At 66.9% G+C, this 10,906-nt stretch carries 9 protein-coding genes; 4 read left to right on the top strand and 5 right to left on the bottom strand.

Features of this window, described 5'->3' with window-relative positions:
• Positions 1-108 precede the first annotated feature (108 nt).
• The 4 genes from ABZ293_RS08560 (at position 109) to ABZ293_RS08545 (ending at position 5,451) form a co-directional block, all read left to right on the top strand.
• Positions 109-1,494 carry a glycosyl hydrolase family 28-related protein gene (locus ABZ293_RS08560; protein ID WP_355178632.1) on the top strand — a complete coding sequence of 462 codons (1,386 nt, stop codon included), beginning with the start codon at positions 109-111 and terminating at the stop codon, positions 1,492-1,494.
• Positions 1,495-1,496: 2 nt separating this feature from the next.
• Positions 1,497-2,822: a GNAT family protein gene (locus ABZ293_RS08555; protein ID WP_355178630.1), complete on the top strand. Its 1,326-nt coding sequence runs from the start codon at positions 1,497-1,499 to the stop codon at positions 2,820-2,822.
• A 122-nt stretch (positions 2,823-2,944) separates the two neighbouring features.
• Positions 2,945-4,318 carry a glutamate-1-semialdehyde 2,1-aminomutase gene (locus tag ABZ293_RS08550; RefSeq protein ID WP_355178628.1) on the top strand — a complete coding sequence of 458 codons (1,374 nt, stop codon included), beginning with the start codon at positions 2,945-2,947 and terminating at the stop codon, positions 4,316-4,318.
• Positions 4,315-5,451, top strand: a complete 1,137-nt coding sequence (locus ABZ293_RS08545) for a glycosyltransferase (protein ID WP_355178626.1) — start codon at positions 4,315-4,317, stop codon at positions 5,449-5,451. Before ABZ293_RS08550 ends, ABZ293_RS08545 begins: the two co-directional genes overlap by 4 nt.
• A gap of 235 nt (positions 5,452-5,686) precedes the next feature.
• Here the strand turns inward: ABZ293_RS08545 and ABZ293_RS08540 are convergent, their stop codons facing one another.
• From ABZ293_RS08540 to ABZ293_RS08520, 5 genes are all read right to left on the bottom strand, one after another.
• The gene (locus tag ABZ293_RS08540; protein ID WP_355178624.1) at positions 5,687-6,295 is read right to left on the bottom strand and encodes a sigma-70 family RNA polymerase sigma factor; all 609 of its coding nucleotides are present in this window, start codon (positions 6,293-6,295) and stop codon (positions 5,687-5,689) included.
• A gap of 240 nt (positions 6,296-6,535) precedes the next feature.
• Positions 6,536-7,249, bottom strand: coding sequence for a GAF and ANTAR domain-containing protein (locus tag ABZ293_RS08535; RefSeq protein WP_355178622.1), 714 nt, complete (start codon positions 7,247-7,249; stop codon positions 6,536-6,538).
• Positions 7,250-7,467: 218 nt separating this feature from the next.
• On the bottom strand, positions 7,468-8,172 hold the full coding sequence (locus ABZ293_RS08530) for a GAF and ANTAR domain-containing protein (protein ID WP_355178620.1): 705 nt from the start codon (positions 8,170-8,172) through the stop codon (positions 7,468-7,470).
• Between the two features lie 193 nt (positions 8,173-8,365).
• Positions 8,366-8,596, bottom strand: coding sequence for a cold shock domain-containing protein (locus ABZ293_RS08525; RefSeq protein ID WP_354960837.1), 231 nt, complete (start codon positions 8,594-8,596; stop codon positions 8,366-8,368).
• Between the two features lie 18 nt (positions 8,597-8,614).
• Positions 8,615-10,645, bottom strand: a complete 2,031-nt coding sequence (locus ABZ293_RS08520; protein WP_355178618.1) for an SDR family oxidoreductase — start codon at positions 10,643-10,645, stop codon at positions 8,615-8,617.
• Positions 10,646-10,906: the final 261 nt, after the last annotated feature.

Here is a 10,906-nt window from a genome sequence, read left to right as displayed (position 1 = left end):
GTGGGGGGTGGCGGTCGGGTGACGGGTGGGCGTTCTGCATCGCGAAGCGATTCGGTGGGGGGTGGCGGCCGCGAGACGGATGGACGTTCGGCATTGTCAATCGGTTCGATGGGGGGTGGCGGTCGGGCGGCGAGTGGGCGTTACGAGGCCGTGGGTCGACGACGACTGCTGGCCGCATCGCTCGGTGCCGCGGCCGCGCTACCACTGGCGGCGGCCTGTACCTCCGACGACTCCCCCGGCATCGAATTCCGGTCACCGCATGTCACCGACGCCCCCGCGGCGCGCAATGTCCGTGACTTCGGTGCCGTTGGGGACGGCGTCGCCGATGACACCGCGGCGATCCGCTCGGCGGCCGCCGTCGGGGACGCGCCGCTCGTGCTGTATCTGCCCGCGGGCCGATACCGGGTGAGTTCCTGGCCCGACTTGCCCGACTACGCAACGGTTCTCGGCGACGGCGGCGATGTCACGCTGGTCACCTGCGATGCCGACGTCACGCTCATCACCCTGCGCAAGCGCAACCGCGTGCGGTTCTCCCGCATCGGCTTCTTCCTGACCGGCCCCCGCGCGACGGCCGTACAGCTGTCGGAGTCGTTCCGCTGCTCCTTCGACGGGGTGGTGATCCGCGGCAACCACCTCAGCGAGAATCATCCCCGCTTTCTGCAGCAGCGCGGCGTCGTACTCGATAACAACACCGGCGGAACGGCCTTCGTCAACTGCGATATCAACAACTTCGGCTACGGGATCATCACCTCCTGCATCCAGAACTACGTCACCTCGTCCAAACTCACCAGCAACTACGTCGGGGTGCTCGGCACCGGCAACGACCACAATGCCGGACTGTCGCTGACCAATGTCGAATTCGTCTCCGACGAGAATCCGCGCACCACCGACCGACACATCACCATCGACGGCGCGGCCAATGACTGGTGGCTGACCAATGTCTGGTTCGAGGGCGCCGATACCGCACTGTCGGTTGGTCAGCGCGATCGCGGCGGACCCGCCCAGTTCGGGATGATCAACTGCAAGGTCGCCGCCCGCACCGTCGGCCTCGACCTCATCTACTGTCGTCAGCCGTATCTGGCCAATGTGCAGTTCGACAAGGATTCCGAACAGCCGCCGATCGAACTGCGCATCGATGCGAAGGGCTGTCCGGAGGGCACCGCGATCAATCTGATATCCAGTGCCGCAGACGATCTCGCGCCCGGCATGTTCCCGGAAAAGTGGCAGGTGATGGGCCGCGAGGGCATGCACGCGCCGCAGTACAGCGGCACCATGGTCGGACGTGCCGGACACAGCGATGCCGATATCTTCCAGGCCCAGGCCGCCGACGGCACCGTGCGATCGGCCATATTGTCCAGCGGCGCATGGCTTTCCGATCGTCCAGAGAGCGGAATGGTGCTGAAGGACGCGGCGGGTGGCTATTGGCGCCTGTCGGTCGGCACGGACGGCGCGGTCAAAACGACCTCGCTCGGTCGCCAGCGGCCCCGGGAGTGAACATGTCGAGCGGTTCGCTATCCGGTATCCAGCTCGGGCCGATGACGCTGCACACCACGACGGTCCTGTTGCGCCCGCCGCGGGTCGACGATTACGCGCAATGGCGGCGGATCCGGTTGCGCGATCAGCGCTGTATCGAACCGTTCTGGTCCAGTTCGCCGCTGGACTGGACGGCGCGGCACACCGGGAAACTGTGGGTCCGGGAATGTCTCGGCGTGCGCGCCGAGGCGCGGGCGGGCCGCATGCTGTCATTGGTCATCGAGGTTGATGGGCGATTCGCTGGCCAGATCGAACTCGTCTCCATCGAGGCCGAAACCGGTTCCGCCGAAATGGGAGTCTGGGTGGACGCGGAGGTGGCGCGCCACGGTATCGGCGGCCTGGCCTCCTCGCTGATGCTGGACTTCGGATTCGGACCGGCCGGACTGCAGCGCATCACCGCCCCGATCTCACCGGCCAATATCGCCACCGCCCGGGGCGCCGCCCTGATCGGCTTCCAGCGCGAAGCAATGATGACAAGGTATTTCGACGTCGGCGGGGCCCGGCGCGACCACGAGCTGTGGGCGATCACCAAGGCGGCGATTCCGCCGGACGGTTTCGCGCGGGCCTGGATCGACAACCACTCGACCCAGCATCCGGATACCGCCCGGCCCGCCAAAGCCGACACCAGATCCGACACCGCGCTGCGCCGGGCCACGGTACTGGTCGCCACGGCCAGGTACTACGCGGGCCGGGCACTGCATCTGATCGATCCGCTGCGCTCGCCGCCCACCGTCCGGCTCACCGATCCGGACGATCCGGCGGTGATGCTGCGCAGTCGGCGACTGCTGGACTGGTCGCGGTGGCGCGCGGCCCGCGTCCGGACGCGCGACGCGCTGGATCCGAATCCGAACGCACCCGCCGCGACGTGGCAGCGCAAGCACGGGCGATTGCCCTGGTTGCGCGAATTCCTGTGCGCCCGTCCGGGCTTGCGCTCGGCGCACGGGCTGACGCTGGCCATCGAGGTGGACGGCCACTACGCGGGTGAATGCCGATTATTCGATCTGGACATGTTCGATCGCAATGCGCGGATGTTCGTGTGGACCGATCCCGCCATCGGCGGTGAGCGCGTCCGGATCACGGCCACCCGACTGCTGCTCGACCACGCGTTCAGCATGCTCGGCCTGTGCCGGGTGGCGACCGCCATCGAACCCGGCGATATCGATTCCGCCGATATCGCCGCGCGCGTCGGCATGGTGCGCGAGGGGCGGATGCGCTGCTTCGTCGGCGCCACCGGACGTAGGGCCGATCACGACCTGTGGGCGGTTACTGCCCCTATCGACCGGGCGTGACGGAGTTGCGCGGACACGACGGCCCACCCGACGTACAGTGAACCGGAGAACCCATCGCGCGCAAGCAGATTCGTGCCGGGGGCGCTGTGTGTGCATGCCTCATCACTGCCCAGGAACTCATGATGGACCACATTGATCGCGACGGCCCGGTGGCCCGCCGCAACCGTTTCGCCCGCAGTAATGAACTGCAAGCACGGCTGCACGATCTGGTACCCGGTGGCGCGCATACCTATGCCCGCGGCCCCGACCAATATCCGGAGTTCATGGCCCCGATCCTGGTGCGCGGGGAGGGTTGCCGGGTCTGGGACGCCGACGGCAATTGCTATATCGAGTACGGCATGGGGCTGCGTTCGGTCACCCTCGGCCACGGGTACCGCCCGGTCTTGGAGGCGGTGACCAGGGCCATGGCCGACGGCGTCAGCTTCAGTCGGCCGACCGAACTGGAATTGCTCGCCGCACAGGATTTCCTGTCGCTGGTGCCCGGCGCCGATATGGTCAAATTCGCCAAAAACGGCTCCGATGCGACCACCGCCGCGGTGCGGCTGGCCAGGGCCGTCACCGGGCGCACCGTCGTCGCGGTCTGCGACCAACCGTTCTTCTCGGTGGACGACTGGTTCATCGGCACCACCCCGATGGCCAGTGGCATCCCGGCCGAGGCCACCGCGGGCACCATGAAGTTCCGCTACAACGATCTGCCCGCACTGGCGGCCGTGCTGAGCACCGGCGCGGTCGCCGCCGTCGTCATGGAGGCGGCCACCGCACTGCACGAACCCGAACCCGGCTTTCTGCAGGGTGTGCGCGAGCTCTGCGACCGGCACCGCAGCCTGCTCATCTTCGATGAGATGATCACCGGATTCCGCTGGTCGGTCGGCGGGGCGCAGGCCGTCTACGAGGTCACCCCGGACCTGTCGTGCTGGGGCAAGGCCATGGGCAATGGCTTTCCGATCTCGGCACTGGCTGGCAAGCGCGAATTCATGGAACTCGGCGGGTTGCGCACCGACCGCGATCGCGTCTTCCTGCTCTCCACCACGCACGGCCCGGAGTCCGCCTCGCTGGCCGCATTTCGCGCCGTCGCGCACGAGTACACCACCGGCGATCCGATCGCGCGGATGGAGCAGGCCGGTCGTCTGCTCGCCGATGGGGTGAACGCGCTCGCCGCCGATCTCGGCATCGCCGACTACCTCGAGGTCCTCGGCCGCCCCTCCTGCCTGATCTTCGTGACCCGCGATCCGAACGGCCAGCCCTCCCAAGAGTTCCGCACCCTGTTCCTGCAGGAACTGCTGGACCGCGGCGTCCTCGGTCAGTCCTTTGTCACCTCGGCCGCGCATACCGAATCCGATATCGCGCAGACCATTGCTGCCTGTCGCGAGGCGGCGAGCGTGTACCGCAAGGCAATTGAGCAGGGCAGCGTGGACGGACTGCTCGAGGGCCGCCCGGTGGCACCGGCCATCCGACGCACGGCAGCGCCGCGCCGCATCGACTCGGTGCCCGAATGACCCTGTCACACAACGGGACCAGATCGCCACGGATCGGCATCGTGCACGAACGGTTCACCGAATTCGGCGGCTCCGAGGCCGTAGTCGGCGAATTCCTCGAAACCTGGCCCGAAGCAACGATATTCGCGCCCATTGTCGACCCGGGCGGCATTCGGCCACCGCTGACCACGGTGCACGACACCTGGCTCAGCCGCGCGCACGCCGCGACCGGTCATCGATCGCATGCCCCGCTGCTGCCCTTGGTGCCTCGTGCGCTGCGCCGACTCCCGCTGCGCGGGCGATTCGACGCGGTGCTGATCAGTCATCACGCCTTCGCCACCCAGGCCGTATTCGCCACGGACGCACCGACAATCGTGTACGTGCACAGTCCGGCACGCTGGGCGTGGGATCCCGAGTTCCGCGCCCAGGAGGCGGGCGGGCGCGCGGGACAACTCGCACTCACCGCCCTCGGCCGCCTGGCCCGTCGGTCCGAATTGCGCGCCGCACCGAGGCTGACCCATATCGTCGCCAACTCCCATGCGGTTGCCGATCGCATCCGCGACTGGTGGGGACTCCCGTCGACAGTCATCAACCCACCCGTCCAGGTCGACGACTTCACCCCCGACCCGGCCATTGCCCGCGAGGACTTCTTCCTGGTCGCGGGCCGCCTGGTCCCCTACAAGCGCCCGGACCTGGCCATTCGTGCCGCCCAGCGCGCTGGCGTGCGCCTGGTCGTCCTCGGCGACGGCCGCTTCCGCGCCCAACTCGACGCGATTGCGGGCACCGAGACCACCTTCCTCGGCGCGACCCCGTTCGACGTCCTGCTCGATATGTACCGCCGCTGCCGGGCCCTGCTGATGCCGGGGATCGAGGATTTCGGCATCGTCCCGGTCGAGGCAATGGCCTGCGGCACACCGATTCTCGCGGTCGACCAGGGTGGCGCCCTGGATACCGTGCATGCGGGTATCACCGGCGAGTACGTCGCACACGGCAGCGATGAACAGGTCATCGACGGCCTCGCCGAGGCAATGCGCCGCTTCGATCCAACGGCCTACGACCCGGCCGCCATCCGCGCCCACGCCATGACCTTCTCCCCCAAGGCCTTTCGCGCGAATATCGCCGACACCGTCGCCACGACACTGGACAACGCCTAACCGATTCGCGTGAACGCTCGACCTCGGCTCAGCATGTCGAAGGCCTGATACCCCGGGACAACTTCACAGATGAGTAGGTCGTCGAATTCATCGAGCCAGGTCATGACTCCGGCCAAACCGCCTGTGTCACCGGGGATGCGGCCTACCTTGGACAGCAATAGCGCGACACCGGACCGAGACGCTGGCGCCGTTCGATATCGCGAGTCTCGAAGGACCGGCAGCCTCTGGAAGTCACTTATGGCGTGACCGGGTCCTGCGGTTCCTCCAGATCGGTCTTCAGGTGTTCGATCCCCGCGCGGATCCGGGATTTGACCGTGGGGAGGCCGACGCCGAGGCGTGCGGCCACCTGCGGGTAGGTGAGGCCGGAATAGTAAGCGAGGGAGATGGATTCGTGTTGCAGTGCGGTCAGACTGGTGAGACTTTTGCGCAACGCCTCCCTTTCATCTCGGCGCAGCGCCTCCTCGGCGACCACATCGGTGGGCGGCTGATAGTCCCGGCTGCCCCAGGAGTGGTTGTGGTCGATGGCGGCGCGCTCACGGCGGACCCGGTCCACGGCCTGGCGGTGGGCCAGCATGCGCAACCAGGTCAGCACCGAGCCGCGGTGCTCGTCGAAGCCGACCGCGCACCGCCACACCTCCAGATAGACGTCGTGACAGGTCTCTTCGGCGTACCCACGATCACGGACGATCGACAGCACGCGCCGGTAGACCAGACCGTGGGTACAGCGGTACAGCTGCGCGAACGCGTCCCGATCGCCGCCGCCGATGCGGTGCACCAATTCGGGATCGAGCTCACCGGATCCGGCATCGACCGGTCCGCGAACCGGGTGGGCGATGGGTCGCACAGTGGTTGGAATTCGTTCGGACCGTTGCGATACGAGAAAGATCACGATTGCCCCCAGACGAACAGATGATGCGACAAGCGATGGATTCGACGGTTGAGTGATGCGTCGAAGCAGACCGTCGAGGGCATGGACGGACCTGTCGGAGAAGGGGATCCGGCCGGGGGCTGGGGCCGGGAATCCGCCGTCAGCCAGGATACCGTGCCGCGCGCGTGCGCCAATGCGGTTTCGCCATCGATCGGATCAAATGCGCAGTCCGAGTTCGACGATGCCCTTCGCCACCGCCTGCACCGCGATCCGATTCTTGCGGGCATGGGTCCGGATCAGCTCGAAGGCGGCCTCCGGGGTGGTCCGCCTGGCATTGGCGATCACGCCCTTGGCCTGCTCGATGACGATCCGCGAATCCAATGCTTGCTGTAGCTGAGCGGTCAAACGCTGTTGGCGGCGCAGGACATTCGCATTCAGAATGTGCCCGGTCGCCATGCTGGCCAGCAGGGCGCCCACCGAGAGGTCGCGAGCGGTCCAGACCCGCGGCGTCGGACCGTACAGGCCGAGCGTGCCGACGGTTGTTCCGCCGACCCGCATCGGAATCTCGGCCAGCGACACCACCCCGTGCCGGACCGCCTCGGCGGAGAACTCCGGCCAGCGCGCCCGGCGCCGACCGATATCGTCGACCGCGATCGGTGCGCCGGTCCGGAACGCGTCCACACTCGGGCCGCGTTCGCTGCTGTGCTGGCAGAGTTCGATTTCCACGAAGTCTTCCGGCGCGGCGGCCGCGAAGCGGGTTTGTTCATCGGCGGTCAGCGTCTCGTCGGGCATCAGCATGACGGTGCAGCCCGCCAGATCCAGTGCGGCGGTGGCACTGTGCATCAGCTGTCGCACCATCTCCGCCGTATCGCCGATCGCGGGGAGTAGTTCGGCGAGCCGCGCCGCAACCAGCACCTCATTGTCAGCCACCCGAATCACCCCGCGCATGCGAAAGCCGATCGTCCCCGTCAAGTCCCGCGCCGCACTTGCTGACATTTCCATGGTATGGCTATGCGAACTCGCACACCAGCAATTCGGCGTTCCGGCCCGGTCATGAAATGTCCAGCTACCCTGTGGATTCCGCGGACGGGAGCGGCGCACGGTGGTCGAAGGTCGCGTCGACCTGCACCCCGACGCGACGGACTGATTCAGGTATCGAAGCGAATCCGGTTGTCCACCACCAATTGCGCGACCTCGGCCAGCGACAACCCGCGCGCGAACGCGTGCGCACGCAGCCGTGCATAGGCATCCGGCGCGCCGATACCCAACTGCGCGATCACGATTCCGGCGGCCTGGTGGATGATGCGGCTGGTCAGCGGCCGATCCCACCACAGCGCGGCGGGTGCGGATCGCTCCGATCCGGCGATCAACTGGGCGATGACGAGATCGGCGATATGCAGCCCCGCCGAGATCACCGCCGGTTCCGGCCGCCCCGGATGCGCCCGATACAGATCGAGCACACCGAAACGCACCACACCCATCTGCAATGGCACCGCGACCATCGATCCGGCCGCCGCCACCCGGTTCAACTCATCAGCGAAGCCCGGCCACCGTTCGGCGGTCGCGCCCAGATCGTCGACCAGCACCGGCACCCCGGTGGCGACGGCGTCCACGGCCGGACCCTGCCCCGCGGTGGCCTGCACCGCCGCCACCCGCGCCGCGACCGAATCGCTGGCACACCACGGCTGGAGTCCGGCATCGCGCTCTTGAATCAGGATGGCCGCACGCTGCACCGGCAGCACCCGGACACAGGCGCCGCACAGGGCGGCCATCCCGCCGTCATCGGCCGACAGCTTCGTCAGAAACTCGAGGGCCGAGAAGAACTCATCGGTCAACTGATCGAACTGCCCCACGCTAATCCTAGGAACTCTCACGACCGCTACCCCTGCCACGAGTTCGACGGTCCCCCCTGTCCCGGGATTCGTCACCGTTGCGGCACCGGACCGCCACTGCGCCACGGGAATACGGTGGGTCGGCCCCGCCAGAATACGAAACACCCCTCCTCCACACCAGGGCCGAACGTCCCACGCCCCAGGGCGAATGAACTCAGACCTTCCGGACCCACGTTGCCCGGTACCGGAAGCTGTCCTGCTGTGCCTGCTCGTACCTGAACTCGACCCGGTCGCCTTCGGTCAGCGTCCGAAACCCGTCGCCATCGATGCAGCTGAAGGAGACCCAGGCATCGCATCCCGCTGGCAGGTCGGGTGAGGAGATCGCCCCCCACCCCTTCTCCGCCTTGTAGAACTTGACGGTGCCGGTGCTATATGCCTTGGCCACCAGGCCATTATGACGTCATCACCAATGCAGGCCGGGGATCACGCGGGTGACCCGGGCGGCCGGACTCGGCAGCGCCATCAGGGGCAGCACGACCGGTGCGAGGTAGGACAGAGCGCCGCGGCCCGATTCCGCTTCCTGCTCCGCTGCTTCGGCGGCGGGCACCTCCGTCGGCTTGCCCTGTGCCGCATGCGATTCGCCGAACCACCGGAATCCCTGGTGCATGATCGTCCGCTTGACCGAGGGCATCAGCAGTTCGACCGCCTGGGCGAAGGTGCCGACCGGGGTGTCGATCCGATGCGGGCGATCCTCGATGGCACGCACCACGATTTCGGCGGCGCGGTCCGGATCCGGCACCGGCAGTGAACGGTAGAGGTCGGTAGGCGCGATCATCGGGGTGCGCACCAGCGGCATGCGGACCGAGGTGAAAGTGATTCCCGCATCCCGGTTTTCGACGGCGGCGATTTCGCTGAAGTTGTCCAGCGCCGATTTACTCGCCACATACGCGGCAAATCGCGGCACCTTCGTCTGCACGGCAATCGACGAGATATTGACGATGTGTCCGAAACGCCGCGCCCGCATGGATGGCAACAACGCCAGGATGAGCCGTACCGCGCCGAAGTAATTCACCGCCATGGTCCGCTCGAAATCGTGCATGCGGTCGGTGGAATTCACCACCGAGCGGCGGATCGAGCGGCCCGCATTGTTCACCAGATAATCGACATGACCGTGATCGGCGAGCACCGCGGCGACCAAATCCTCGACACCGTCGGAATCGGTGATATCGCACGGATAGGCGTGTGCGACACCGCCTTCGGCGCGCACCGACTCCGCGGCGGCCACCAGATCATCGACACCGCGCGCAACCATGATGACGGTTGCACCGCGCTGCGCCACGGCATGCGCGGTGGCCAGGCCGATGCCGGAGGACGCACCGGTGATCAGAATGACGCGCCCGTCCAGCGGGTCACCGCTGTCGCCGGGCCGATCCCGGTTCGGGTCGAGATTCTCGGCCCAGTATCGCCACAGTCGCTCGGCGTAACTGTCGAAGGACGGCACCGCCAAACCCGTTCCGCGCAACTGCGACCGGGTGGAGTCGGCGACGAACTCCGCCGAGAACGAGGCGTGCGGCGCGACAGCGGCGGGAATTCCCAACTGCTCCAACAGGAAATCGCGAACCGTCGCGACACCCGGGATATGCGAGAGCCCGCTCAGCGCGAGCCCGCTGCCGGGCACCGTGCCGATGCCGGTCGGGGCGCCCGCCGCGGCGGCAAGTGCGCCGTAGATCTCGCCGAACGGCTGCGGCTCCGGGTTGACCAGATGGAAGGTGCGCCCGTCCAGTCCGGCGCGACGCACCAGTTCGACCATCGCGCCCGCCACATAGTCGACCGGCACGATATTGGTCGCGCCCAGTTCGGGCAGCAGCATCGGCAGTTCGGCCGGAAGTGCGCCGAGGCGGGAAATGGCCGGGAAGAAGTAGTACGGACCGTCGATCTTGTCCATCTCGCCGGTGCGGGAATCGCCGACCACGATCGCGGGCCGGTAAACCCGCCAGCGCACGCCCTCGGACTCGCGGACCATCTTCTCCGCGGCGAATTTGGTGCGGTGATACGGCGAGGTCAGCCGCTGGCCGAGGTCGAAGTCCTCCTCGAAGAATTTGCCCCTGTGGTCACCGGCCACGGCCACCGACGAGACGTGGTGCAGCACCGCGCCCAGTTCGCGGGCCAGTTCGAGCACCGAGCGGGTGCCGGCGACATTGGCCGCATGTGCGGTCTCCTCATCGGCGGTCATGTCGTAGACCGCGCCGAGGTGGATCACATGATCGGCCTTCGGTGCGTCCTCGATCAGTCCGAGGCCATCGGCGGTCAGATCACCGAGCATCGGAAAGGCGCGTTCGCCGCCGGTCCAGCCCGCGGCGAGTTCGCTGAATTTCGCCACCGACGCGGTACGAACCAGCACATGCACAATGGCCTCGGAATCGGCCTCCAGGAGTTCCTGCACGACCCGTCGGCCCAAAAACCCGGTTCCGCCCGTCACGATGAAAGTCGTCATCGCACATCCTCCTGCTGTCGCACTCGAATTGAGTTGTCACACATGCGCGCCCGGCATGCAGCAGTGAATGCGGACATCATTGATTCGGCCTCCGGACAACAATTGTCGGGCCGGAGTAGGAACGCTCCTACTGATCGGTAACTTTAATCGGCCCGGCTAGCCCCCGGCAAGCAAATGACGGCCGACTTCGCTGTGTGACTGGTCACCAACCAGAGTCGCGAATATTATGTGTTACAACAGTATTCAGATAATTCTCGGGCG

This window comes from Nocardia sp. NPDC005998, from assembly GCF_040614395.1.
GTDB lineage: Bacteria > Actinomycetota > Actinomycetes > Mycobacteriales > Mycobacteriaceae > Nocardia.
This window is presented reverse-complemented; position numbering and strand designations above follow the sequence as displayed.

What these genes read in the sequence shown, in the direction of transcription:
- ABZ293_RS08545 (WP_355178626.1), top strand. Translation starts at nt 4,315, where the DNA reads ATGACCCTGTCACACAACGGGACCAGATCGCCACGGATCGGCATCGTG.
- ABZ293_RS08550 (WP_355178628.1), top strand. Translation starts at nt 2,945, where the DNA reads ATGGACCACATTGATCGCGACGGCCCGGTGGCCCGCCGCAACCGTTTC.
- ABZ293_RS08520 (WP_355178618.1), bottom strand. Translation starts at nt 10,645, where the DNA reads ATGACGACTTTCATCGTGACGGGCGGAACCGGGTTTTTGGGCCGACGG.
- ABZ293_RS08555 (WP_355178630.1), top strand. Translation starts at nt 1,497, where the DNA reads ATGTCGAGCGGTTCGCTATCCGGTATCCAGCTCGGGCCGATGACGCTG.
- ABZ293_RS08560 (WP_355178632.1), top strand. Translation starts at nt 109, where the DNA reads ATGGGGGGTGGCGGTCGGGCGGCGAGTGGGCGTTACGAGGCCGTGGGT.